At 63.2% G+C, this 22,699-nt stretch carries 23 protein-coding genes and 1 pseudogene; 10 read left to right on the top strand and 14 right to left on the bottom strand.

Features of this window, described 5'->3' with window-relative positions; genetic code table 11:
* Window positions 1-180 precede the first annotated feature (180 nt).
* Window positions 181-1,023: a GNAT family N-acetyltransferase gene (locus ASD01_RS29355; protein WP_060529818.1), complete on the top strand. Its 843-nt coding sequence runs from the start codon at window positions 181-183 to the stop codon at window positions 1,021-1,023.
* 32 nt (window positions 1,024-1,055) lie between these two features.
* On the opposite strand, the gene ASD01_RS29350 is transcribed toward ASD01_RS29355, so the two are convergent.
* Window positions 1,056-2,945: an ABC-F family ATP-binding cassette domain-containing protein gene (locus tag ASD01_RS29350; RefSeq protein WP_034803907.1), complete on the bottom strand. Its 1,890-nt coding sequence runs from the start codon at window positions 2,943-2,945 to the stop codon at window positions 1,056-1,058.
* Between the two features lie 312 nt (window positions 2,946-3,257).
* Here ASD01_RS29350 and ASD01_RS29345 point away from each other — a divergent pair, with 312 nt between their 5' ends.
* The 3 genes from ASD01_RS29345 (at window position 3,258) to ASD01_RS29335 (ending at window position 4,508) form a co-directional block, all read left to right on the top strand.
* The gene (locus tag ASD01_RS29345) at window positions 3,258-3,545 is read left to right on the top strand and encodes a hypothetical protein (RefSeq protein ID WP_034803904.1); all 288 of its coding nucleotides are present in this window, start codon (window positions 3,258-3,260) and stop codon (window positions 3,543-3,545) included.
* A 144-nt stretch (window positions 3,546-3,689) separates the two neighbouring features.
* Window positions 3,690-3,965, top strand: a complete 276-nt coding sequence (locus ASD01_RS29340; RefSeq protein ID WP_060522129.1) for a hypothetical protein — start codon at window positions 3,690-3,692, stop codon at window positions 3,963-3,965.
* Window positions 3,966-4,055: 90 nt separating this feature from the next.
* Complete coding sequence (locus ASD01_RS29335; RefSeq protein ID WP_034803889.1) at window positions 4,056-4,508, top strand: MarR family winged helix-turn-helix transcriptional regulator; 453 nt, start codon at window positions 4,056-4,058, stop codon at window positions 4,506-4,508.
* A gap of 10 nt (window positions 4,509-4,518) precedes the next feature.
* Here ASD01_RS29335 and ASD01_RS29330 read toward each other — a convergent pair whose 3' ends face one another.
* Complete coding sequence (locus ASD01_RS29330; protein WP_034803886.1) at window positions 4,519-5,592, bottom strand: GGDEF domain-containing protein; 1,074 nt, start codon at window positions 5,590-5,592, stop codon at window positions 4,519-4,521.
* Window positions 5,593-5,869: 277 nt separating this feature from the next.
* Between ASD01_RS29330 and ASD01_RS29325 the strand changes: the two genes are divergently transcribed.
* Window positions 5,870-8,470 carry an AMP-binding protein gene (locus ASD01_RS29325; protein WP_060644836.1) on the top strand — a complete coding sequence of 867 codons (2,601 nt, stop codon included), beginning with the start codon at window positions 5,870-5,872 and terminating at the stop codon, window positions 8,468-8,470.
* Here ASD01_RS29325 and ASD01_RS29320 read toward each other — a convergent pair.
* Window positions 8,456-8,952, bottom strand: a pseudogene (locus ASD01_RS29320) (DinB family protein). The gene ASD01_RS29325 and the pseudogene ASD01_RS29320 overlap by 15 nt on opposite strands.
* Window positions 8,953-9,100: 148 nt before the next feature.
* Here ASD01_RS29320 and ASD01_RS29315 point away from each other — a divergent pair.
* Window positions 9,101-9,790: a glutathione S-transferase family protein gene (locus tag ASD01_RS29315; RefSeq protein WP_060529817.1), complete on the top strand. Its 690-nt coding sequence runs from the start codon at window positions 9,101-9,103 to the stop codon at window positions 9,788-9,790.
* A 102-nt stretch (window positions 9,791-9,892) separates the two neighbouring features.
* On the top strand, window positions 9,893-10,315 hold the full coding sequence (ndk, locus tag ASD01_RS29310) for a nucleoside-diphosphate kinase (protein WP_034803877.1): 423 nt from the start codon (window positions 9,893-9,895) through the stop codon (window positions 10,313-10,315).
* A gap of 91 nt (window positions 10,316-10,406) precedes the next feature.
* Here the strand turns inward: ndk and ASD01_RS29305 are convergent, their stop codons facing one another.
* On the bottom strand, window positions 10,407-10,916 hold the full coding sequence (locus ASD01_RS29305; RefSeq protein ID WP_034803874.1) for a hypothetical protein: 510 nt from the start codon (window positions 10,914-10,916) through the stop codon (window positions 10,407-10,409).
* Window positions 10,913-11,473 carry a CGNR zinc finger domain-containing protein gene (locus tag ASD01_RS29300; protein WP_034803871.1) on the bottom strand — a complete coding sequence of 187 codons (561 nt, stop codon included), beginning with the start codon at window positions 11,471-11,473 and terminating at the stop codon, window positions 10,913-10,915. The genes ASD01_RS29305 and ASD01_RS29300 overlap by 4 nt, the downstream gene beginning before the upstream one ends.
* Window positions 11,474-11,540: 67 nt before the next feature.
* Between ASD01_RS29300 and ASD01_RS29295 the strand changes: the two genes are divergently transcribed.
* Window positions 11,541-12,437, top strand: a complete 897-nt coding sequence (locus ASD01_RS29295) for a branched-chain amino acid ABC transporter permease (protein WP_034803868.1) — start codon at window positions 11,541-11,543, stop codon at window positions 12,435-12,437.
* 16 nt (window positions 12,438-12,453) lie between these two features.
* Here ASD01_RS29295 and ASD01_RS29290 read toward each other — a convergent pair whose 3' ends face one another.
* The 5 genes from ASD01_RS29290 to ASD01_RS29270 all read right to left on the bottom strand — a co-directional run bounded on the left by ASD01_RS29290 (window position 12,454) and on the right by ASD01_RS29270 (window position 16,682).
* Complete coding sequence (locus ASD01_RS29290; protein ID WP_034804281.1) at window positions 12,454-12,918, bottom strand: molybdenum cofactor biosynthesis protein MoaE; 465 nt, start codon at window positions 12,916-12,918, stop codon at window positions 12,454-12,456.
* Between the two features lie 4 nt (window positions 12,919-12,922).
* Window positions 12,923-13,183, bottom strand: coding sequence for a molybdopterin converting factor subunit 1 (gene moaD / locus ASD01_RS29285; protein ID WP_034803865.1), 261 nt, complete (start codon window positions 13,181-13,183; stop codon window positions 12,923-12,925).
* Entirely contained in the window at window positions 13,180-13,767 is a 588-nt protein-coding gene (gene pgsA / locus ASD01_RS29280) for a CDP-diacylglycerol--glycerol-3-phosphate 3-phosphatidyltransferase (protein WP_034803862.1), read from the bottom strand. The genes moaD and pgsA overlap by 4 nt, the downstream gene beginning before the upstream one ends.
* 129 nt (window positions 13,768-13,896) lie before the next feature.
* Window positions 13,897-15,921 (bottom strand): excinuclease ABC subunit UvrC, encoded by a 2,025-nt coding sequence (gene uvrC / locus ASD01_RS29275; protein WP_034803860.1) that lies wholly within the window; start codon window positions 15,919-15,921, stop codon window positions 13,897-13,899.
* Entirely contained in the window at window positions 15,918-16,682 is a 765-nt protein-coding gene (locus ASD01_RS29270; RefSeq protein WP_034803857.1) for an SDR family oxidoreductase, read from the bottom strand. The genes uvrC and ASD01_RS29270 overlap by 4 nt, the downstream gene beginning before the upstream one ends.
* A 368-nt stretch (window positions 16,683-17,050) precedes the next feature.
* Here ASD01_RS29270 and ASD01_RS29265 point away from each other — a divergent pair, with 368 nt between their 5' ends.
* Window positions 17,051-17,689 carry an outer membrane protein gene (locus ASD01_RS29265; protein ID WP_034803854.1) on the top strand — a complete coding sequence of 213 codons (639 nt, stop codon included), beginning with the start codon at window positions 17,051-17,053 and terminating at the stop codon, window positions 17,687-17,689.
* Window positions 17,690-17,749: 60 nt separating this feature from the next.
* On the opposite strand, the gene ASD01_RS29260 is transcribed toward ASD01_RS29265, so the two are convergent.
* The 4 genes from ASD01_RS29260 to ASD01_RS29245 all read right to left on the bottom strand — a co-directional run bounded on the left by ASD01_RS29260 (window position 17,750) and on the right by ASD01_RS29245 (window position 20,482).
* Window positions 17,750-18,340: a glutathione S-transferase gene (locus ASD01_RS29260; protein ID WP_034803852.1), complete on the bottom strand. Its 591-nt coding sequence runs from the start codon at window positions 18,338-18,340 to the stop codon at window positions 17,750-17,752.
* A 61-nt stretch (window positions 18,341-18,401) separates the two neighbouring features.
* The gene (locus ASD01_RS29255) at window positions 18,402-19,118 is read right to left on the bottom strand and encodes a ribonuclease T2 family protein (RefSeq protein WP_082572950.1); all 717 of its coding nucleotides are present in this window, start codon (window positions 19,116-19,118) and stop codon (window positions 18,402-18,404) included.
* A gap of 2 nt (window positions 19,119-19,120) precedes the next feature.
* Window positions 19,121-19,561, bottom strand: a complete 441-nt coding sequence (locus ASD01_RS29250) for a hypothetical protein (RefSeq protein ID WP_034803848.1) — start codon at window positions 19,559-19,561, stop codon at window positions 19,121-19,123.
* Between the two features lie 51 nt (window positions 19,562-19,612).
* Window positions 19,613-20,482 carry a 23S rRNA (adenine(2030)-N(6))-methyltransferase RlmJ gene (locus ASD01_RS29245; RefSeq protein WP_034803845.1) on the bottom strand — a complete coding sequence of 290 codons (870 nt, stop codon included), beginning with the start codon at window positions 20,480-20,482 and terminating at the stop codon, window positions 19,613-19,615.
* 69 nt (window positions 20,483-20,551) lie between these two features.
* Between ASD01_RS29245 and ASD01_RS29240 the strand changes: the two genes are divergently transcribed.
* Window positions 20,552-22,687 carry a molybdopterin-containing oxidoreductase family protein gene (locus ASD01_RS29240; RefSeq protein ID WP_060644857.1) on the top strand — a complete coding sequence of 712 codons (2,136 nt, stop codon included), beginning with the start codon at window positions 20,552-20,554 and terminating at the stop codon, window positions 22,685-22,687.
* Window positions 22,688-22,699 lie beyond the last annotated feature (12 nt).

The following is a 22,699-nucleotide window of genomic DNA, read 5'->3' as shown; positions in this document are numbered from 1 at the left end:
AGATTGCACACCGGGAGCAAGCCGCCGCTCCGCCCACGGCTATGACATCGATGTCGATGGAATCGACAGATTGTCATTCCCTCTCAACGTCGCCGCACTAACTCTACCGATGGACGTGCGATGCCGTGCCGTCAACTGGACTGACATGGGTGGTCTGACCACCCGAACGAGGAGTGAACGATGCAGCAGCAGATCCGTCGGGCAAGCCGAGCCGACCTCGACATCATGATCGAGTGGGCCGCGGAAGAGGGGTGGAACCCCGGCCTCGGCGACGCGGGGCCTTTCTGGGCAGCCGACCCCGAGGGCTATTGGGTGGCGGATGGAGAGGGGGCGCCGGTCGCCGCGATCTCACTGGCGCGGTACAACGAAAGCTTCGGCTTTCTCGGCTTCTTCATCACCCGGCCGGATCATCGTGGCAGGGGCATCGGCCGACAGCTGTGGCAACAGGCGATGTCGGTTGCCGATCGGCGCATCGTCGGTCTGGACGGTGTGGTCGCGCAGCAGGAGAACTATAGCCGGTCCGGCTTCGTCTACGCCCACGCGAACATCCGCTACGGCGGCATCATCGACGTGGTCGAGCCGCCGGGCGCGGATCTGCTGGAGGTCGCGCCGGTGCACATGCCGCTCCTCATCGACTATGATCGCCGCTTCGTCCCGGCGCGTCGCGAGGTGTTTCTGCGCGAGTGGCTGAAGGCGAGCGACGGGCGGCGCAGCGTCTTGCTGCTGCGCGATGGCGCGGTGGCGGCCTATGGGACGATCCGGGCCTGCCGCAACGGCTTCAAAATCGGGCCGCTCTTTTCCGACACCGAGACCGGCGCCGATCTGGTCTTTCGCAAGCTTGCCGCCGGCGTCAACGGCAGCGAAGTATACCTCGATATCCCTGAACCGAACGCCTCGGCCAAGGCACTTTGCGATCGCTACAATCTCAAGCCCGTGTTTGAGACCGCGCGCATGTATCGTGGGCCGGATCCGGGGCTGCCGCTGGCGCGAATCTACGGAATTACCACTTTCGAGCTGGGCTGACGGAGGGGAGGCGACGGCGGGGCCGGCTTCTGTCAGCCGGCCATCGCGTCTTCATATTCGGCGGAAAGTTCGAGCCATTGCTCTTCGGCATGCGTGAGTTTCGCTGCCGCGTCGGAGCGTTCCTTGGCCTTTTGTGCAGCCTTGGCCGGCGACTTTTCGTAGAGCGCCGGATCGGCAAGTTCCACATCAAGTGCCTGAATCAGTTTCTCCAGCTTTCCGGTCAAGGATTCGATTTCGTTGATCTTCTTGCGGAGCGGCGCCAGCGAGGCGCGCTTGTCGGCATTGACCTTGCGCTGGTCCGCCTTCGAAAGGCTGTCGTCGACACCGGTCGGCCTCGGCTTCTCGTCCTTCGCCTTGGGGCCACCGACAATCAGGCTGCGGTAATCTTCGAGGTCGCCGTCATAGCTCGTCACGGTACCGTCGCGCACCAGCCACAGCCGGTCGGCCGTCGCTTCGATCAGGTGCCGGTCGTGTGAAATCAGGATCACGGCGCCGGAATAGTCGTTGAGTGCGGTGATCAGCGCGTTGCGGCTGTCGATGTCGAGGTGGTTGGTCGGCTCGTCGAGGATCAGAAGGTTCGGCGCGTCGAAGGCGGCAAGGCCCATCAGCAACCGCGCCTTTTCGCCGCCGGAAAGATCCTTGGCGGGCGTTTCCATCTTTTCCGTCGCAAGCCCCATCTGCGCCACGCGTGAGCGCACCTTGGCTTCAGGCGCTTCCGGCATGCGCCGGCGCACATGCTCGACCGCACTTTGCGTCGGGATCAGGTCGTCGAGCTGATGCTGGGCAAAGAAGCCGACCTTGAGATTGGGAGCGATCTTCAGTTCGCCCGCCTCAGGCGCGAGGCGACCCGAGATGAACTTGGCGAAAGTGGACTTGCCGTTGCCGTTCGAGCCGAGCAGCGCGATCCGGTCGTCCGTGTCGATCCGCAGGTTCAAGCGCTTGAGGATAGGCTTGCCGGGCTCGTAGCCGACGGTACCGCCGGTGACGGCGATGATCGGCGAAGCCGCTTCCTTCTCCGGATCCGGGAAGGAGAAGCCCTGGACATGATCTTCGATCACGGCCGCAATCGTTCCCATGCGCTCCAGCGCCTTGACGCGGCTTTGCGCCTGGCGCGCCTTGGTGGCCTTGGCCTTGAAGCGGTCGATGAAGCTTTGCAGGTGCTTACGCGCCGCATCGTTCTTGGCCTTCGCCTTCATCTGCAACTCGTCGGCTTCCGCCTTCTGCCGCTCGAACTGGTCGTAGGGCCCGCGATAGAAGGTGAGCTTCTTCTGGTCGAGATGCACAATGGCGTTGACCGCCGTGTTCAAGAGGTCGCGGTCGTGGCTGATGATGATGACCGTGTGCGGATAACGGCGGATGTAGTCCTCGAGCCACAGCGTGCCTTCAAGGTCGAGATAGTTGGTCGGCTCGTCGAGCAGCAGCAAATCCGGCTCGGAAAAGAGTACGCCCGCAAGCGCCACCCGCATCCGCCAGCCACCGGAAAACGACGAGGCGGGACGCAGCTGTGCTTCATGGTCGAAGCCGAGGCCGGCGAGAATGCTTGCAGCACGCGCTTCGGCCGAATGGGCGCCGATGTCGGCAAGCCGCGTCTGGATCTCGGCAATCCGGTGCGGATCGGTCGCGGTTTCGGCTTCGGCGACCAGCGCCGTGCGCTCCTTGTCCGCCTTGAGCACGATCTCGATCAGCGGTTCTTCTGTGCCGGGCGCTTCCTGCGCGACCTGGCCGATGCGCGCGTTTTTGGGTAGCGCGATCGTGCCGGCTTCCGACGCGAATTCGCCGGTTATGATGCGAAACAGCGTGGACTTGCCAGCGCCGTTTCGGCCCACGAGCCCCGCCTTCGTGCCCGCCGGAAGCGTCACGGATGCGTTTTCGATGAGGAGACGTCCCGCGATGCGGGCGGAAAGGCCGGAAATCTGGATCATTGCGGCCTTTTGCCCGGACTTGGCCGGGAAGGCAAGAGGCGTCGGCGTGCTGTTGCCACCGCTGTGGCGGGTCGGGAATTCAAGAGGTCATTGTTATCGATTTTTGAACAAGGCGTTCCGACAATCGATACTACACATCCTCATCGTGAGGGACCATCTCAACAACGGAAGGGCGGGGAACGCTCTTCTGACCGCCTCGATCGACCGAACGCCAGTGGCAGAGGCCCCGCGTTCCGAGGGACGACCGATCCGGCCAAGGACATTTTTGATGAAACCTCGTTCAGCCGAACGAGCCTCCCAGGAGCAAAGACCATGAAAACCGCAATCCAGACCGCTCTTTCCGCCGCTCTCGTTGCAACCGCTATCCTCGGTGGCGCTTCTGCTGCCTTTGCCGGCGGCAGCTACTATGAAGGCGTCAGCCCGACGCCGCTCTATACCGAGCGCACGCCGGCCGTCACCGGCAAGTCGTCCTTCACCATCGGCAGCTCCGAAGCCGGCTATGTCGATCGCACCAACACCGGCTCGGTCGCAAACTTCAGCGTCGCGCCGAAGAGCGTGATCGGCGGCGAAGGCGAATACTACCAGGGCATTTCGCGCTAACGGCGATGAATGAGGGGGCGCGGGTTTTGGCCCGCACCCCATTTCAAGGGATTTGATGGATCACCGTGATGATCCTATGAGGCGACCCCAAGCGCCTATGCGGGCCTAGTCCCCGACCTTCTACCTCCACCAAGGAACAGATTGATGAAGAAGTCCTTTGCCGCAATCCTCGTTGCGGCGGCCATGCTCGGCGGCGCGTCCGCCGCTGTCGCAGGCGGAAGCTACTACGAGGGCGTTAGCTCCACGCCGCTCTTTACCGGCCGCGCCGAAGCCTCCGCCGGCACCGGCGTGTCCGCGACCGCAAGCCGCGGCGACTACTATGCGGGCATCGAAGACAGATCCGTCGACAAGACGGCAACCGGCGCGATCGCCAATGGCGGCGCCAGGGCTTTCGGCGAGGCCGACCAAAACAAGCAGTAAGTCACGCCAGACGGTTGACCGAACAACCCGGTCCCGCCCACGCGGGGCCGGGTTGTTTCGTTTTGGCGTTGCCAAATGAGGTACATTGCCATGACAGAAAAAGTCGAAGTCGCCGAGCGGCTCTTCGAGCTCTACCACTGCGTTCATCGCCTGGTGAACGCATCGATGTCGGAGGAAGGCGTTTCGCTCGCGCGCAGCAAATTCCTGTTTTATCTGAACACGCTCGGCCCCTGTCGCTGCGCGGATATCGCCTCGGCGCTCGGCTTTGCGGCCAGAACCGTCACCGAAGCGATCGATGGCCTGGAGCGGGGCGGCATGGTCCTGCGCGAACCGGATCCGGAAGACCGCCGCGCGAAGATCATCTCGATCACCGACCGCGGTCGGCTGGCGCTGGAGGCGGCACTGCAGCCGCGCCATCGCACGATCGATGAGCTGTTCTCAGCGCTCGACGATTGTGAACGCACCGAATTCTTCCGGCTGCTCGGCTGTCTGCGTGAAAGGGCGTCGGAAATCGACGAAAGCCGTCACCCGGACGCCGCCTGATTTGCAAGCGTCAAGCGGCGCTCTGGCCGTAGCCCCTGCCGCGGCCGAGGGCCGCCGAATAGCACAGGATGCCGGCGCCATCGCGTGCGCCGGCGAGGGCCTGCTCCGCCTGGGTCAGCAGATCGGCGCTCGTCGATGCCGGTTGCGCAAGGGTGATGCCGGCCGCAAGCGAAAGCGTCTCGGCCGTGTGCGCCCGTCCGGGGAGGGTGACCGTCAGTTCCTTCACCGACTGCCGCAGACGCCGGGCAATGGCCTCGGCATTTTCGGTGCTGACATCCCGGCACACGAAGGCAAACTCCTGCTGGCCCACGCGGGCGACGAAATCGTCCTTCTTGATCGACTTGCGAAACAGCGTCGAGAGCTTGGAAAGCGCCTTCGCGGCGACCGTGCCGCCGTGGTGCTCCGCCATTTCACGCAGCCCTTCCACCGAGGCAAGAAGCAGGGCAACCGGCTGGTCTGCCCGTTCCGCTTCGAGGATCGAGTCGAGTTTTGCCGTCAGCGCCAGGCGGTTCGGCAGGCCCGTGGCCGGGTCGCGGGTCAGGGATCGCCGGCTTTCGGCAAGCTCGCCTTCGAGTTCGGCGAGACGTGTCATGCTGGTTTCCAGCGCCTGCTGGAGAGCGCCTTCTTCATTCGTCAAACGGCCAGCCGCTTCCCGCAGTCGCGCGGCGTCGTCGGCGAATTCGGACATGCCTGCAACGGGGTCCGTGGCCAGGCGGCCGGCGAAATGGTCCAGTTCATCCTTGAAGCTCTGTTTCTGCAGCAAGGCGAGCCTGAGCTTTCCGGCAATCTCGGCAAGCGCTTCCTGGCCCGCGGCTCTCGCGCGGTCCGCGGCAAGTGCTGCATGGGAGATGAGGTGATGCCTGAGACCCAGGGCATCCAGCGCATCCTGCTGCGGGTTGTGCCCGAGTGCGGCGAGTTCGCGGGAAAGCTCCGGCAGGCGACCGGATAGCGCCTCGTAGACAAGCTCGTAATTGCGGGGCAGGGCCGCGATCCCGTGCGCCGACATCGCATGCGCCACCTTCAGAATGATCGCCGCCTGCCTTGCCTGCGATCGGCTGGCATCCGCTGGAACTTGCCTGTTCATTCTGTCGTGGCCCCCGGTCGCTTCTCGATCTCTGGCTTGATAAGCCGCCACTATGAGAAGGCTGCATTTAAGGGAGTCTGAAGATTTCGGGCTCTGGGCGATTCCCGCCCGGTATGGTTGCTAAATTCCATCGGTCCTCCGTCCACTGCAACCGCATGTCGCGGGGAATGGACGGTCGTCAACTGTCGCCATCTTTATACTTGACGCCTTTAGTCACCAATTATATTCGGCGCTGCTAAATCGGGCATCGAGCCCGGGCAAACAGCGACGGTCAAGCATGTCCCTCTCGTTCATTGCGGATCTGGCGAAATGGGGCGACCGGCCGGCGCTGGTCTTTTCCGGGCAACGGATCGTCACCTATCGCGAACTCCATGAGCGGGTCACCCGCCAGGCACTTGCCTTTCGCGGTCCGCGCGGGCTGGTAACGATCGAGGCCGAGCTTTGCGAGCATGCGATTGTCGCCTATCTGGCAGCGCTCGCCGCCGGGCATGCCGTCGCCATGCAAGCCCCGAAGAACGGCGCTGCCGGCTCCTGGGTCGATGCCTTCGAGCCAGACTTCGGCTTCCGTCGCATCGATGGCCGCTGGCGCACGGAGCATCTGCGACAAGGCGATCGGACGCCCCATGACGAACTGGCCGTCATGCTCTCGACATCGGGCAGCACCGGTTGCGGCAAGGCCGTGCGTCTCCCGCGGGAAAACATTTCCGCCAACGCTGTGGCGATCGCGGACTATCTCGGCCTGACGGCGGAAGATCGCGGCTGCCTGATCCTGCCGCTCCATTATTCCTACGGCCTGTCGGTGCTGAATTCTCACCTGGCCGTCGGCGCCAGCCTCTATATTCCCGGCGGCTCCATCCTCGATGCCGGTTTTCTCGATGGTCTCGCGGAAAGCGGAAGCACGAACCTCTCGGGCGTGCCCTACTCCTACGAGCTGCTGGAAAAAGTGGGCTTCCGCGACCGTCGCTTCGCCAAGCTGCGTTTCATGACTGTCGCCGGTGGCCGCTTGAGCGCTGATGTTATCCGACTCTACAACGACCATCTCGGCACCCAGGGTGTGGCTTTCTTCGCCATGTACGGCCAGACCGAGGCCACCGCCCGCATCGCCTATGTGCCGCCGGCTCAGCTTTCCGGCAACGAGGACAGGATCGGCGTCGCCATTCCAGGTGGACGCCTTCTGATCGTGAGCGAGAGCGGCGTGCCGATCGAAAGCGACGGCGTGGCTGGCGAACTCGTCTATCGCGGCCCGAACGTCATGATGGGCTATGCCATTTCACGGCATGACCTCTGCCGCGGCGCCGACCTTGCCGAATTGCGGACCGGCGACCTCGCCATGCGCCATGCCGACGGCCTGTTCCAGATCGTCGGCCGCATGAAGCGGATCTCCAAGATCGCCGGGTTCAGGATCGCGCACGATGTGCTGGAAGCGGGGCTCGAGGCGCGCGGCATCACCGCTGCCGTCGTCGGCGACGATGCCGGCCTTCACGCCTTTTACGCCGGCAGCCGCGATGCCGAAGAGATCAGGCGGCTCTTGGCGCAGGCAAGCGGGCTGACATTGGCCCACCTGAAGGCGACGCCCCTTGCCGAGATGCCGCGGCTTGCCAGCGGCAAGATCGATTACAACGGGCTGAACATGGCGGCCCGCCAGGCGGCGGCCAGTGGCGGTGATGATAACGGCGGTATCGAAGGGCTCTTTGCCCAGGTCTTCTATCCGAAGCGGGTGAAGCGGTCCGACAGCTTTGTCTCGCTCGGTGGCGATTCCTTGCGCTTCGTTCAGCTGTCGATCGGGCTGGAAAAGGCGCTGGGGCAAGTTCCGGATACCTGGGAGACCTTGCCGATCGCCGAGCTATCGCTCCAGGAACGGCGCGAGACTGCCACGCGACGGATCGGCACGGACCTCTTGATCCGTGCGCTTGCCATTCTTCTGGTCGTCCTGCACCACGAGGTCCTGTGGCCGATCCCCGGCGGGTCGGCGGCAATGGTCGTTCTCGCCGGCTTCAGCCTTGCGCGCTTTCAGATGGGAGCGCTGCTTGCAGGCGACGGCTGGGCGATCCTGCGGCCGCTCGCGCAGGTGCTGATCCCCTATTATCTGATCGTTGCGGCCTATGCGGTCGCCTGGGGTGAGGTGCCCTGGGCCTCGGTCTTTCTCGTCGGCAACTTCGGCGTGGCCCTGCCGGAAACGCACGGCATGGTGCCCTATCTCTACTGGTTCATCGAGGCCTATTGCCAGATGATGGTGGTCTTCGTCGGGCTCTTTGCCGTCCCGCAGTTTCGCCGTTTCGTGTCGGCAAAACCCTTCGCCGCCGGGATGGCCTTGCTTCTGGCCGCGCTTGTTACCCGTCTGGCGCTGCCACTCGTCTGGCCGATCGGCAATCGCCAGATCTTTACGCTGCCATGGATCTTCTATCTCGCCGTCATTGGCTGGTGCGCCGCCGTTGCGGAAACGGCCAGGCGGCGGCTGCTGTTGATGCTGGCCGGCACGGGGGCCCTCCTGTTCTTCGGCCTCTACGAAGGAGTCTGGATCGGCACGAAGATCAAATATCTGCTGCAGATCGCCGTCCTGGCAGCGCTGCTTTACCTTCCACGCGTCAGTCTGCCGCGCTGGTCGGCTCAGCTCATCCTGCCCCTGTCGGCGGCGGGTTTCCACATCTACATCCTGCACCGCTTCGTGCCGGAATTGCTGATGGTGCCGATGCAGCCGGCCTTGCCGCCGGCGGCTTTTTCGCTGCTGTCGATCGTCGGCGGCGTGGCGCTCGGCCTCGTCGCATGGCTCGGCCAGCGTCAGCTCTTGAAGAAGCTTACCGCATGGCGCGGGCGTGAGATCCGGCCACTGCGGCTGTTCGGCTTCGAGGCGTTACGCTCGCCGTTACGCCCACTGTGATCCTTGGGTCCTCAGAAACTGGGCCAGGTCCAGTATCAGGGACGGGCGCCCGTCGCGTGCGCCTGACCGCGATGGTGGGTCTGGTGGTTGAAGAAGTGGCCGAGCGTCGGCGCCAGCCTCTGCGCGACGGCCGCCGGATTGGTGAGCGTTCTGTAGCTAAGCAAAGCGCCAAGGCGCTCGTCGCTGAGGTTGTCGATCCAGGCGATGATGCGTTCGTCCTCGGCCGCCCGCGCGGCGGTAAGCCCGGCGAGGTCCTCGTGCAGGGTCGTGTCGAGTGAAGCAGGGGTATTGCCCTCGCCTGTGAAGCGCTTCATCCAGATGCGGTCGGCAACGAGGATATGATTGAGGGTTGAAAGCAGTGAGCCGAAAAAGGCGCCGCGGTTTTCCCGCAATTCGGCATCGGTCAGCTCCGCAGCAGCAGCATAGACGAGGCGGTTCGCCCAGCGGTTATAATCGGCGAACATGCGAAAATGATCGAGCATCGGCTACCTTCCTGATGGCTGCGGTTGCGGATGGCGACGCTAACCCGGAACCGCATTCCTGTGTCTGATATCATTCATGAAATTTACTGATTTGATGACGCGGCGGATATGTCGTTCAAGAGGACGCCAATCGTCCCGGAGAGTTTGCATGACTAGAAAGCTCTATTCGCTGTGTGGATCCGACAGGGCGCGTCCCTTCTCGCCGCATGTGTGGAAGACCGCGATGTCGCTGGCCCACAAGGGGCTCGACTTTGACACCGTGCCGATCGGTTTCACCGAAATCCGAGCGATCGAGGACGGGGCGACGAACCTGGTGCCGTTGCTGCGGGATGGAGAAAAGCTCGTGAAGGACAGCTTCGAGATCGCCCTTTATCTCGAACGGACCTATCCGGACCGTCCGGCGCTCTTTGCCGGCGAGGGGGCGATGGCGATCTCCCGCTTCGTCGAGGGTTGGTCGCAGACGACGCTGCACCCGGCCGTCACCCGCATCATTATCCGGGACATTCACGACCGGCTGGACCCCGTCGATCAGGCCTATTTCCGCGAGAGCCGGGAAAAGCGCTTCGGCACGTCGCTCGAGGCCGTGGCCGAAAGTGGCGGATCCTCTCTCGCAACCTTCTCGGAAAAGCTCGAGCCTTTGCGCCATCTGCTGAAGATTCAGGATTTTCTGGGTGGTGCAACGCCGCTTTTCGCCGACTACATCGTCTTCGGCGCGTTTCAATGGGCGCGCATCGTCTCGCCGCAGCGCCTGCTTCAGCCGGGTGATCCCGTCACCGCCTGGTTTGAGCGCTGCCTCGATCTGCATGGCGGGCTCGGGCGCAGTGTGACGGCTGCGTGAAACCCGCCTGGCCTAAGCCGAATCATCGGTGAACCCCCTTGTTTTGCGCGGAATTGGCGGCTAATGAACCGCCACTTCTCAAGAAACAAGGGATTTGAGCCAATGGCTATTGAACGTACCTTCTCGATGATCAAGCCGGACGCGACCAAGCGCAACCTGACCGGCGCCATCACCAAGATGCTCGAAGATGCCGGCCTGCGCGTCGTCGCTTCCAAGCGCGTCTGGATGAGCCGTCGCGAAGCCGAAGGCTTCTACGCCGTTCACAAGGAGCGTCCGTTCTTCGGCGAACTGGTCGAGTTCATGTCCTCCGGCCCGACCATCGTTCAGGTTCTCGAAGGCGAAAACGCAATCGCCAAGAACCGCGAAGTCATGGGCGCCACCAACCCGGCAAACGCTGACGAAGGCACGATCCGCAAGGTTCACGCTCTCTCGATCGGCGAAAACTCGGTTCACGGTTCGGATGCTCCGGAAACCGCTGCTGAAGAAATCGCCTACTGGTTCTCGGGCACCGAGATCGTTGGCTGATTCAAAATCTTCGGTTCGAGCCATAGCGGCTTGAATTGACTCAGGATTTGAGCCGGAGCGGAAACGCTCCGGTTTTTTGTTGCCCGGTCTCTCAGACGGGGCACTTCGCGGTCTCGAAATGGGCTGGTGCCTTGCCGCCGCTGAAGACCGCCGGGTTCTTGTCGTAGGCCGGGCCCTCGACCAGCGGTTTGGCCGGCATGATGTCCTGATCGACATCGGAGACGACGGTGGTCTCAAGCTTCTGCAGTGACTGGCCTTCGGGGCCTTTGACCTCGATCGACACCGTATAGGGGCGATCCTTCTTCACGCAGGTGACATCGGGGCTTTCCAGCACCACCTTCTCCAACTTCGGAAAGAGCTTGCGCTCCAGTGTCAGCGCGTCGCCGCCGGCCGGATTTTCGAAGCGCGCCACCACGATGCTGCCGTCGGGCACCGCCTCGGCCTTGGTCAGCGTGACCATGTAGGTCGCATAGGCGAGGCGGTAGTTGAAGACGAACATCTTGCCCGTCAGCTTCAGCGGATCCGGGCCGCTCTCGCGCTGACATGCCGCAGCGGCAAGTGCGATGGCAAGTGTGGCCAAGATCCCGAATGTCCTTGTCATGGGCCTGCTTCTTCCCTGTTGCGGTGATAGTGGCGCTTGGCTTTGGTGCGGTTGCCGCAGACGGCCATGTCGCACCAGGTGCGGCTGCGGTTGCGGCTGCGGTCGAGAAACAGCCAGCCGCAATTCGGGCAGATCTTCAGCCGATCGGGCTCGGGGTTGGCGGCAAGCGTGAGCGCCGATTGCGCCGTTGCGGTGTCGAGCGAAAGCAGGCCGCCCTGGTGCGTCGAGCCGCGCAAGACGCCGGCGATGGCTTCCAGCAGATCCGCCAACAGTTCCGGCCGGCCTGTGTCCGAGATCTCTGCGCGAAAATGCCGGTCGGTCGCTTCGCGCAACTGCAAGAGCCGGTCACGGTTCTCCGCGGCGACAGGCGCAAGCGCGCCGAAGCGTACACTCTCCGCGCTGTAGCGGTTGGCGGCTTCTGCAAAGGAATGGAGTGCGACGACATCGGCGAAGCGGTCGATCCGGCGTTCGGGATCGAAACGCAGGACGATGGAATTGGCGACATCCAGTGCCAGGGCGCCGCCGGCAAATCGATGGGCTGTCCAGGTGAAGGTCATGCAAAAATCCTAACTGGCAAAATGGATTTTACCAGTTATATTGATCTTGTCACGCTCCGGATGCGCCATGCTCTATTTTCTGCAGCAGCTCGCCAATGCCGTTCCCGTCGCAGCGCTCTACGCGGCGCTGGCCTTTGGCTACGCGATCGCCTTTGCCGTGACCCGCCGGGCCGATCTCACCTATGGTGCGCTCTTTGCCTTCTCGGGCCAGATCTTTGTGCTGTTTGCTGCTTTCGGCTGGGACCGGCTGTGGCTGGTGCTTCCGGCCGCCCTTGGTCTCGGTACGGCGGCTGCCCTGACTTTCAGTGTTGGTGCCGGGCTCGTCGCCGGGCGGTATGTCATGCGGCCGTTGGCCTTCTCGTCGGCCAACACCGTCGTCGTCGCCTCGCTCGGCTGCCTGCTGGTGCTGATGGAGACGGCACGGCTTGCCTCGGAGACCCGCAGCCTGTGGCTGCCGCCGTTCCTCAATGCCAACATCGTCTTCTGGGATGATCCGCGTTTCCCGGTCACGTTGACCGTCATCCAACTCGGCGATACCGCGCTGATGGCGGCGTTGGTGGCGGCCGGGCACTGGTTCCTGACCCATTCGCGGGCAGGGCGGTTCTGGCGGGCCGTCTCCGAAGACCGGGGGGCTGCAGCGCTTTGCGGGGTTGACGCGGCCACTGTCTACATCGCCGCCTATGGCGCGGCGTCCCTGATTGCTGCCCTTTGCGGCATCCTCGCCGCGTCCTACTACGGCAACATGGATTTCGGCACGGGGCTTACTTTCGGCGTCAAGGTACTGTTCATCGCCGCCATCGGCGGCCAGGCCTCGCCGCTCTATGCAGCCCTCGGCGCTGCCGCGGTCGGCCTGCTCGAAACGCTATGGAGCGCCTATGGGCCGATCCTCTGGCGCGACTTTGCGATCTTCGGATTTCTGGTGATCGTGCTGGCGGTGACGCGCAAGGAGAAGGTCATTCCCTGACCTCAAGGAACGGCGGCTACTTCGACCAGCGGTCCCGTGCGGTGTCGTCGGCATCCTTGGCGCTGACCCAGCCGCCGGTCGTGCCGTCGCCCAAATGTTCCTTCTTCCAGAAGGGAGCCGATGTCTTCAGGAAATCCATGATGAAGTTGGCGCCGTCGAAGGCGGCCTGCCGGTGCCGCGAGGCGGCAACGACAAGCACGATGTTCTCGCCGGGAAGGATCTTGCCGTAGCGGTGGATGGCGGTGGCCGCCTGGAGCGAGAAGCGCTCGACCGCCTCCTGGCATATGCGTTCGATCTCCGCCTCGGCCATGCCGGGGTAGTGTTCCAGTTCGAGGGCGGCAAGCGTGCCTGCCTCGTCGCGGCAAAGCCCGGAAAAGGTGGTGATGGCGCCGATGTCGGCACGCCCGGCCGAAAGCTTGGCGACCTCGCTATTGAGGTCGAAATCCTCGCGCTGGACGCGCACGGTCACCGGCGCGCGCATGGCCTCAGCCACCCGTCATCGGCGGAAACAGGGCGATCTCCCGGGCGCCGGCGATCGGCTCCTTGTGGTCGACATGTTCCTGGTTGATGGCCGCGCGGATGACGTTTTCATGTTCGAGCGCCGCCTCGTATTCCTCGCCGAGCGTCTTCAGGTGCTGAAGCAGATCGGCAATGGTGACGACACCGGCGGGAAGGTCGAGGGTTTCCTCGCCCTTGCCGATACGCTCGCGCACCCATGAGAAATAGACCAGGTTGACGGTGCTCATTCGTTGACCACGTGCTTGAGGCCGGCGCGGAAGTAATCGTAGCCCGAATAGAGCGTGATCGCGGCGGCAATCCACAGGAGCACGATACCGGCTTCCGTCGTATAGGGCAAAATCTTGTCGCCGGCCGGGCCGGCAAGCAGGAAGGCGATGGCGACCATCTGGATCGTCGTCTTCCACTTGGCGATGCGGGTAACGGGAACGCTGACCTTCAGCGCCGCCAGATATTCGCGCAGGCCCGAGACCAGGATTTCACGGCACAGAATGATGATCGCAGCCCAGATCGACCAGCCGGCGATCGTGCCGTCGGCGGCGACGAGCAGCAGGATGGAGGCGACCAGCAGCTTGTCGGCGATCGGATCGAGCATCTTGCCGATGTTCGATGTCTGCTTCCAGATGCGCGCTAGATAGCCGTCGAAGAAATCGGTGATCGAGGCAACGGCAAAAAGCGCCACTGCCGTCCAGCGCGCGAAGTCCGAACTGTGCAGCCGTCCTTCGACGAAGAAGCAAAGGACGATCAGCGGCACGATCAGGATGCGGAAGTAGGTGAGCAGGTTCGGGATGCTGTAGGCGACGGGCGTGGGCATGGATTCGTGTTCTCTGGTTCGTCAGGTACAGAAATGACTTTGCTGGCCGGAGGTCAACAGGTCATCGTCGTCAACTGTCATATTTGCCCTATCGCATGTGAACGCCGGGTGAATTGTGACATCAGGTTTTCATTTCCCGGCATCGTCGTGGAAATGTTCGTAGACCAGCCGCGCCACCGTTTCGGAAATCCCGGCGACGGCCATCAGGTCGTTGATGCCGGCGCGCGAGACGGCTTTGGCGGTGCCGAAATGCGTGAGCAGCGCGCGCTTGCGCGTCGGCCCGATGCCGGCGATCTCGTCGAGCGGGTTCTTGACCATCTCCTTTTTGCGGCGAGCCCGATGCGAGCCGATCGCGAAACGGTGCGCCTCGTCGCGCAGCCGCTGGATGAAATAGAGCACCGGATCGCGCGGCGGCAGCGTGAAGCTGTCGCGACCGAGCGCGAAGAAGCGTTCGCGGCCGGCGTCGCGATCGACGCCCTTGGCGACGCCGATCGCCGTCACGCAGTCCTCGACATCGAGCTCCTTGAGGATGGCGCGCACCGCGGTCATCTGTCCCTGACCGCCGTCGATGAGAATGACGTCGGGCCAGGCGGGGAAAGCGGCATCGTCACCGACCTCCGCGCTCCGGTCCGGTTTGCCCTCTTCCTTCAGCAGCCGCGAGAACCGCCGCGTCATCACTTCGCGCATCATACCGAAGTCGTCGCCCGGGGTGATGTCGGTCGATTTGATGTTGAACTTGCGGTACTGGCCTTTGACGAAGCCTTCCGGCCCCGCCACCACCATGCCGCCGACGGCATTGGTGCCCATGATGTGCGAGTTGTCGTAGATCTCGATGCGGCGCGGCGTGCGCTCCAGCTTGAAGGTTTCCGAGAAGCCTTCGAGCAGGCGCGACTGCGAGGCCGTTTCTGCCAACTTGCGGCCGTGCGCCTCGCGCGCATTGGCGAGCGCGTGATCGACGAGATCCTTCTTTTCGCCGCGCTGCGGCACCTGGATCGCGACCTTGTATCCGGATTTTTCGCTCAGCGCCTGGCCGAGCAGTTCCTGCTCTTCCACCGCTTCGCAAAGCAGGATCTGCCGCGGACAGGGCTTGTCGTCGTAGAACTGTGCGAGGAATTGCGAGAGCACCTCGGCCGTCGGCAGCGACGGGTCGGCCTTCGGGAAATAGGCGCGGTTGCCCCAGTTCTGCCCGGTGCGGAAGAAGAACACCTGGATGCAGGAGATGCCACCCTCGTGGTGGATCGCAAAGACGTCGGCTTCCTCGACACCAGAGGGGTTGATGCCCTGGTGGCTCTGGACGTGGCTGAGTGCGGCGAGGCGGTCGCGGTAAAGCGCTGCCCTTTCGAAGTCGAGGTTCTCGGCTGCCTCGCCCATGGCGGCGGCGATCGTCGCCTTCACCGCTTGGCTCTTGCCCGAGAGGAAGTCCTTAGCCTCCTGAACGAGTTCCGCATAGCCTTGATCGCTGATTTCGCCGGTGCAGGGCGCCGAACAGCGCTTGATCTGGTAGAGCAGGCAGGGGCGCGTGCGCGTCTCGAAGACGCTGTCGGTGCAGGTCCGAAGCAAAAAGGCGCGCTGCAACGAATTGATCGTGCGGCCGACCGCGCCGGCGGACGCGAAGGGACCGAAGAAGTCGCCCTTGCGGCTGCGTGCGCCGCGATGCTTGTAGAGTGCCGGTGCACGGCTGTCGCCGGTCACCAGGATATAGGGAAACGACTTGTCGTCGCGCAAAAGCACGTTGAAGCGGGGCCTCAGGCGCTTGATCAGGTTGGCTTCGAGCAGCAGCGCCTCGATCTCGGTGCGCGTCGTCACGAACTCCATGTTCGCGGTCTCGCGCACCATGCGGGCGATGCGGTTGGAATGGCCGCGCCCCTGGGCATAGTTGCTGACGCGCTTCTTCAGGCTGCGCGCCTTGCCGACATAGAGAACGTCGCCGGCCTCGTTGAACATGCGATAGACGCCGGGGCCATTCGGCAGCAGCTTGACGAAGGCCTGGATCAACTCTGCGCCCTTCAGTCCCTCGGTCTCCGAGTGATTCTCGTGCCACTCGACGACGGCCGCAATGCCGCTCCCGTCAGACACTTCGATCAGGTCGTCGTCGTCTTCCGCTTCGCTGCCATCATAAAGGATGCCGCCGTCGGCCGGCACGCGTCCATTCATTCCACTATCTCCCTGATGTCGGGCGTTTCCCAGGCGAGGTGCTGGCCCCCGTCCAGCGCAATCATCTGTCCGGTAATCGACGGCGTGTCGAACAGGAAGCGGATCGTCCGTCCGAATTCGTCGAGCGTCGGCCCGCGCTTCAAGATCAGCGCATCGACCTGCGCCTCAAAATCCTTCGGGTCCTGCCGTTCGTTCGGCAGCGTCGGTCCGGGGCCGATGCCGTTGACGCGGATGCGCGGGGCGAGTGCCTGCGCCATCGTCCGGGTGGCCGTCCAAAGCGCCGACTTGGACAACATATAGGAATAAAAGCGCGGATTGGGAGCCCAGACGCGCTGGTCGATCACATTGATGATGAGCCCGCTGGCCTTGGCCGGCAGTTGCGCGGCGAAATCGCGCGCCAACAGGGAAGGGGCTTTCACATGCAGCGCGAAATGCTGGTCCCAGACCTCTTCGTCGAAGGCATCGAGGCTATCCTTCTTGAACAGCGACGCATTGTTGACGAGCAGATCGATCGGCCCGAGCGCTGCTGTCGCGCGCTCGATCAGTGTCGATGTCGCGCCCGTATCCGTAAGGTCGGCTCGAATCGCGACGGCATTCGTTCCCGTCTTCTTCAGGGTTTCGGCCAGGGCCCGCGCTTCGTCAAACGAGGCATCGGCATGAATGGCGACCGCAAAGCCGTGGGCGGCCAGGTCCTCCACTATAGCTTTACCGATCCTCTTGGCGCCCCCGGTTACGAGAGCCGCCTTCAGTGCTTTCTTCAACGTTTCATCCCGCTTTTTCGAATCTTCGCGTCAGCGGACGAAGATATAGGGAAGAAACGCGGGGCTGAAACACTCCCTGACGATTCCTTGCCCAAAAATTAATGGAATTGGCGTAAATTGTATTATTTTGCGTACTTATAGTATAGCTTTCGTTAATCTTGATTTATGGTTAACAAATATCCTGTGGCGCCAAAGCAACATCAAACTTCGGGCGCGTTTGTGCCACCAAAATTTCACATTTTGGCTCTTGTGAATCCGCATTTGCTGGCCAATTTCAGCTCAACCGGGCGGGTTAAATTAAGAGTTGCCTGATGTTTCACTGTGGGACCCCAAGCCCTCGGCGCATCGGGACGAAAAGGAGAATGTTTATGCGTACGCTCACCACCACCCTCATGGCTTCGGCTATGTCCCTCATCGCCTTCCAGGCCGCCCAGGCTGCAGACGCGATCGACGAAGTTCCGGCAGCTCCGCAGGCCGAATACAGCGAGCCGGCAGTCAAGAACTGGTCCGGCGCCTATGTCGGTGGCACCGCCGATTGGAAGCATGGCCAGCACGATGCGACCGGCAGCAACACCGCAGCCGGCTTCGGCGGCGGCCTCTATGGTGGCTACAACGTTCAGGACGGCCAGATGGTATACGGCGGCGAAGCCGATATCGGTTACTCCGGCCAGGATTCGACTAAGGGCAACCTGCGCATGAAGCAGGGCGTCAACGGCTCGCTCCGCGGCCGCGTCGGTGTCGATCTGAACCCGGTCCTCGTCTACGGTACCGCAGGTCTTGCCGTCGGCCAGACCAAGGGCACCGTCGGCGGCGCTTCCGACAAGAACACCATGGTCGGCTGGACCGCAGGCGTCGGTGCTGAAACCTTCGTCACCGACAACATCACCGCACGCGTCGAGTACCGTTACACGGACTACGGTTCGAAGGACTTCCGCATGGGCAGCACCAAGGTCTCGTCCGGCTACGACGAGCACGCTGTTAAAGTCGGTATGGGCGTGAAGTTCTGATCGGCTTCTGCCGGATCAAAGAAAAGGCCGGGGAGACCCGGCCTTTTTTGTGTCTGCACGTTAGGCCTTGAACTTGGGGTAATCCGGGAAGTGTTTTTCGAACTTCGCCGGCCAGTTCTTCAGCTTGGCGCGCCCCTTCTGCCATTCGCCGGCAAACCGCAGCTCGATGTAGCGCAGCATCGCCGCGAGTGCGAAATGGCCTGCATTGAGCTTGGCCCCGGTCTTCGGCAGGTTGGCATTCAGATGGTCGAGGCTGCGCTCGACCTTTTCCCATTGCCGGTCGATCCAGGGCTGGTGCACCTTTTCCGGCGGATGGGAGCGTTTCTCGTAGACGATCGACAGCAGGCTGTCACAGACGCCGTCGCATAGCGCTTCCAGCAACTCGACGTCGGTGCGCTTTTCGGCGTTCCTGGGATAGAGCTTGCCCTTGGTCTCCCGGTCGATGAAATGCATGATGGTACGGCTGTCGTAGAGCGCCCGTCCGTCGTCGAGAATCAGCGTCGGGATCTTGCCGAGCGGATTGTTGTCGATCAGCTCCGGCGGGTTGGCATTGGTGTCGGTCAAGACACTTTCGGCCGCATAGCCCGCATAATGCGCCGCCATGCGCACCTTGTTCGAATAGGGCGAGGCGGGCGAGTACAAGATCTTCATCGGGCGTCTTTCCTTCCAGGGATTGCGAGATGGGTTTCTGACAGGTGCCTTCTGCGGCTGGTCAAAGCGCCGGGGGCAGCGACACGCTTTCCTTTCGGCAGGCCTGGCGATCGACCGCCGGGCAGGCGCGGAAATTGAGCGACTTGTCGAAGCAGATCCGGATTTCCTCGAGCCGACTACCCTCGCAGGTCACGGCGACCGCGTCCTTCGTCATGCCGGGATTCTTGGCAACGAGCGCATCTTCGATGGCGGCGACGCGCAGGCCCTTTTCTTGCGGGGGAGGTGCGAGCTCCAATGGCAGCGTCAGCCGGTCCCAGGCCGCGCGCGTGACGGCGAAGTATTCCTCCTGACTGAGGCCGGAGCAGGTCCCGTGCTTGCGCCATTGGTGGCCGATCAGGCCCATCGATGGAATGAGGTCGAGATATTGCTTGCCGAGCGACGACGGCACGCGATCGGACTGTCGTGTCGGGCAGAAGTCCGGATAACCCCGTTCGTTCTGCGGCCACAGGCCATGCACGATCAGGCCGCGATTGCCGCCGACTTCGCACTGGCTGGATTTTCCCTTGGGGTCATTGTCGCCGCACCAGGTCGGCGACCAGGAAAGCGAGAGCACATAGAAATCGAAGCCGCTGCCGACCGGCACCGTAACGGCCGCCTTCGTGGCTTGCGTTCCCGTCGCCGTCGGCGCCTTTTCAGTGTTCTGATCGCTGCAGCCAACGAGGGCTGCTGCAACGAAAAGCGCCGGCAGAAGCCGGCGCGTTTTCCGGAATGATCTCATGATTAACGGAGCGAGGCGCAATAGGCGCCGTAGACATACCAGGGATCGAGGCCGCCGACGCAGAACTCGATGCTTCTGCCGACGCCGGCAAAGCCCCACGGGCGTTCGATGAGGTAATAGAGCGCACGCTGTTCGCCGTTGGTCATCACAGCGGTCCCGTAGCAATATTCACGCTCGACGAGATGCGTCTCGTCGCGGAACTCCTGCCGATTCTGCCCCATGTCGCGGATCTCGGCGATCGAGAGATTGGCGTGCAGGTAGTTTGCATCCCGATACTCGAAACGGGATGTGATGAAGCCGAGAACCGAGGATTCACTGCAGACCCCGGCGTTGTAGGATTGCGCCTGGCTGCTGCCGATGTAGTCGGCGGCAATGGCGCCCGGCGCCGTAGCGCCGGCGAGGGAAAGCGAAATGAGAAGCGTGGCGGCGAGCGTGCGAGTCATGGGCGTCTCCCTATGTCGTCGCATGAGATTGCGGTGCGTCGCGCCCGTCCGTCAAGCCCCTCGGGTTGTCTGTTCTTCCCCGCGCAGCCAGAAGCAGCGACTGGACGCGAAACGATCCTGCCCCAACCGGCTTTTCAGGAACGGCAGCAGCAGGTCGAGCTCGCTCTTCAGCGTGAAGGGCGGGTTTACGATGATGAGGCCGGAACCGGAAAGCCCTGTGGTTTCCCGGTCGCTTCTGACGGACAGTTCGGCGCAGAGCATCTTCGGGATGTCCAGCGCCTTCAGCGCCTCATGAAACGCTTTGATCGGCGCGCCCTGCTTCAGGGGATACCACAGGCAATAGACGCCGCCGGTAAAGCGGCGGTAGCCGCGCGCAAGGCCATCCACCAGCCGTTCGTATTCGCCCTCCTTTTCGAAGGGTGGGTCGACGAGAATCAATCCGCGCTTTTCCTTCGGCGGCAGGTGCGCGCCCAGCGCCAGCCAGCCGTCGAGCTCGGTGACGCGGCTCTGGAAATCGGCGTCGAACAGCCGGTGCAGCGTTTCGTAGTCGTCCGGATGCAGCTCCATCGCCGAAAGCCGGTCCTGGGGTCGGAAGAGCATGCGCGCGAGCTTCGGCGAGCCAGGGTAGAGCGTCAGCTCGGAGCCGGGGTTCAGCGCGCGGATGGAGGACAGGTACGGGGCGAGGATCACCGCGATCTCCGGCGGCAGTTCGCCCTCGAGCAGCCGGCCGACGCCGTCGCGCCATTCGCCGGTCTTCTGCGCTTCCTCGCTGGAGAGGTCGTAGAGCCCGATGCCCGCATGGGTATCGAGAACACGGAACGCCTTCTCCTTCTGCTGGAGGTAGGTGACGAGCCGTGCCAGCACTGCGTGCTTCAGGACGTCGGCAAAATTGCCTGCGTGATAGATGTGCCGATAGTTCATGAGCGCCGCCGATGGCTGTGATCAATAGTTGCGATGGGTGGGCGATTGGCTCTTTGAGCCGAAATGCCGATGCCATATAGAAAAGCCATGAACGTTGCGACCCCCATCAAAGCAGAAAAAACCATCGGCCACTCGGTCTGTCCGCACGACTGTCCCTCGGCCTGCGCCCTGGAAGTCGACCTGACCGCCGAAGGGCGGATCGGCCGTGTGCGCGGTGCAGCCGCCAATACCTACACCGCCGGCGTGATCTGCGCCAAGGTGGCGCGGTATTCCGAGCGCATCTATCATCCCGACCGTCTGATGGTGCCGAAGCGCCGCAAGGGCGCCAAGGGCGAGGGCGGCTGGCAGGAGGTGAGCTGGGAGGCCGCGCTCGACGAGATCGCCGATCTGTTCATTCGCGCCGAGCAGAAATATGGCGCCGAGACCGTGTGGCCATACTTCTACGCGGGCACCATGGGCCAGGTGCAGCGCGACTCGATCGACCGGCTGCGTCACGCCAAGCGCTATTCCGGCTTCTTCGGCTCGATCTGCACGAACATGGCCTGGACCGGCTTGAGCATGGCGACCGGCGCCTTGCGCGGCCCCGACCCGCGCGAAATGGCCAAGGCCGATTGCGTGGTGATCTGGGGCACGAATGCGGTTGCGACCCAGGTCAACGTGATGACCCATGCGGTGAAAGCCCGCAAGGATCGCGGCGCGAAGATCGTCGTCATCGACATCTACGACAACCCGACGGTCAAGCAAGCGGACATGGGCCTGGTGCTGAAGCCGGGCACCGACGCAGCACTTGCCTGCGCCGTGATGCACATCGCGTTTCGCGACGGCTACGCCGACCGGGCCTACATGGCGAAGTTCTCCGACGATCCGGCCGGCCTTGAAGCGCATCTGAAGTCGCGCGGGCCGGAGTGGGCGTCGGCGATCACCGGCCTTTCGGCCGAGGAAATCGAGGCCTTTGCAAAATTGGTCGGCACGACGCCGCGGACCTATTTCCGGCTCGGCTACGGTTTCACGCGCCAGCGCAACGGTGCCGTCGCCATCCACGCGGCGGCATCCGTGGCGACCGTGCTCGGTTCCTGGAAACACGAAGGCGGCGGTGCCTTCCACTCCAACAACGATATCTTCAAGCTCGACAAGCGCGAGTTGATCGGCTCGGCCTTTCACGATCCGGATGTGCGCATGCTCGACCAGTCGCAGATCGGCCGGGTGCTGACCGGCGACGCCGAGGCGCTGCGCCACCGCGGGCCGGTGACGGCGATGCTGATCCAGAACACCAATCCCGTGAACGTCGCGCCGGAGCAGCGGCTGGTGAAGCGCGGCTTCCTGCGCGACGACCTCTTTGTTGCCGTGCACGAGCAGTTCATGACCGATACGGCTGCTGTTGCCGATATCGTGCTTCCGGCCACCATGTTCCTGGAGCATGACGATCTCTATCGCGGCGGCGGCCATCAGCACATCCTGATAGGCCCTAAGGTGGTAGAACCACCCTCGACCGTGCGCACCAATCTGTTCGTCATCGAGGAACTGGCCAAGCGCCTTGGCGTTGCCGATCATGCCGGCTTCGGCCTGACCGAGCCTGAGCACATTGATCGGCTGCTCGCCAACTACGGAATCGGCTACGAAGAGATGAAACGGGAGAAGTGGCTCGACTGTCAGCCCGCCTTCGAGGAGGCGCACTATCTCAACGGCTTTGGCCACCCGGACGGCAAGTTCCGCTTCAAGGCGGATTGGACGGGGACGCCGGCGCCGAACCGGCCGCCGAAGTCGATGGGCATTCAGGGGCCGCACCAGGCGCTGCCGGAGTTTCCTGATCATGTCGACCTCATCGAGGTTGCCGACGCCGAGCACCCGTTCCGGCTGGCGACCTCTCCGGCTCGATCCTTCCTGAATTCGACCTTTGCTGAGACACCGTCCTCGACCCAGAAGGAAGTGCGCCCGGAAGTGATGGTTCATGCGGAAGATGCCGCAGAACTCGGCATTGCCGATGGCGATGTCGTCCAACTCGGCAACGTCCGCGGCGAGGTGCGTCTGCATGCGAAGATCGGTGGCGGCGCCCGTCGCGGCGTCGTCATCGCCGAGGGCCTGTGGCCGAATGGCGCGCATCTCGACGGGGAGGGCATCAATGTGCTCACCGGCGCCGATGCGGTGGCGCCGTATGGTGGTGCCGCCTTTCACGACAACAGGGTCTGGGTAAGGTTGGCGCGCTAAGTCAGGTTGTAG

It is taken from the genome of Ensifer sp. Root423 (assembly GCF_001426275.1).
Taxonomy (GTDB): Bacteria; Pseudomonadota; Alphaproteobacteria; order Rhizobiales; family Rhizobiaceae; genus Ensifer; species Ensifer adhaerens.
The sequence above is the reverse complement of the archived record's forward strand: the minus strand, read 5'-3'. Positions and strand labels throughout refer to the sequence as shown.

Coding starts and splice junctions, on each gene's coding strand:
- ndk (WP_034803877.1), top strand. CDS start 9,893: ATGGCTATTGAACGTACCTTCTCGATGATCAAGCCGGACGCGACCAAG.
- ASD01_RS29265 (WP_034803854.1), top strand. CDS start 17,051: ATGCGTACGCTCACCACCACCCTCATGGCTTCGGCTATGTCCCTCATC.
- ASD01_RS29355 (WP_060529818.1), top strand. CDS start 181: ATGCAGCAGCAGATCCGTCGGGCAAGCCGAGCCGACCTCGACATCATG.
- ASD01_RS29250 (WP_034803848.1), bottom strand. CDS start 19,561: ATGACTCGCACGCTCGCCGCCACGCTTCTCATTTCGCTTTCCCTCGCC.
- ASD01_RS29325 (WP_060644836.1), top strand. CDS start 5,870: ATGTCCCTCTCGTTCATTGCGGATCTGGCGAAATGGGGCGACCGGCCG.
- uvrC (WP_034803860.1), bottom strand. CDS start 15,921: ATGAATGGACGCGTGCCGGCCGACGGCGGCATCCTTTATGATGGCAGC.
- ASD01_RS29340 (WP_060522129.1), top strand. CDS start 3,690: ATGAAGAAGTCCTTTGCCGCAATCCTCGTTGCGGCGGCCATGCTCGGC.
- ASD01_RS29315 (WP_060529817.1), top strand. CDS start 9,101: ATGACTAGAAAGCTCTATTCGCTGTGTGGATCCGACAGGGCGCGTCCC.
- ASD01_RS29300 (WP_034803871.1), bottom strand. CDS start 11,473: ATGACCTTCACCTGGACAGCCCATCGATTTGCCGGCGGCGCCCTGGCA.
- pgsA (WP_034803862.1), bottom strand. CDS start 13,767: ATGCCCACGCCCGTCGCCTACAGCATCCCGAACCTGCTCACCTACTTC.
- ASD01_RS29350 (WP_034803907.1), bottom strand. CDS start 2,945: ATGATCCAGATTTCCGGCCTTTCCGCCCGCATCGCGGGACGTCTCCTC.
- ASD01_RS29240 (WP_060644857.1), top strand. CDS start 20,552: ATGCCATATAGAAAAGCCATGAACGTTGCGACCCCCATCAAAGCAGAA.
- moaD (WP_034803865.1), bottom strand. CDS start 13,183: ATGAGCACCGTCAACCTGGTCTATTTCTCATGGGTGCGCGAGCGTATC.
- ASD01_RS29290 (WP_034804281.1), bottom strand. CDS start 12,918: ATGCGCGCGCCGGTGACCGTGCGCGTCCAGCGCGAGGATTTCGACCTC.
- ASD01_RS29255 (WP_082572950.1), bottom strand. CDS start 19,118: ATGAGATCATTCCGGAAAACGCGCCGGCTTCTGCCGGCGCTTTTCGTT.
- ASD01_RS29335 (WP_034803889.1), top strand. CDS start 4,056: ATGACAGAAAAAGTCGAAGTCGCCGAGCGGCTCTTCGAGCTCTACCAC.
- ASD01_RS29295 (WP_034803868.1), top strand. CDS start 11,541: ATGCTCTATTTTCTGCAGCAGCTCGCCAATGCCGTTCCCGTCGCAGCG.
- ASD01_RS29330 (WP_034803886.1), bottom strand. CDS start 5,592: ATGAACAGGCAAGTTCCAGCGGATGCCAGCCGATCGCAGGCAAGGCAG.
- ASD01_RS29245 (WP_034803845.1), bottom strand. CDS start 20,482: ATGAACTATCGGCACATCTATCACGCAGGCAATTTTGCCGACGTCCTG.
- ASD01_RS29260 (WP_034803852.1), bottom strand. CDS start 18,340: ATGAAGATCTTGTACTCGCCCGCCTCGCCCTATTCGAACAAGGTGCGC.
- ASD01_RS29345 (WP_034803904.1), top strand. CDS start 3,258: ATGAAAACCGCAATCCAGACCGCTCTTTCCGCCGCTCTCGTTGCAACC.
- ASD01_RS29305 (WP_034803874.1), bottom strand. CDS start 10,916: ATGACAAGGACATTCGGGATCTTGGCCACACTTGCCATCGCACTTGCC.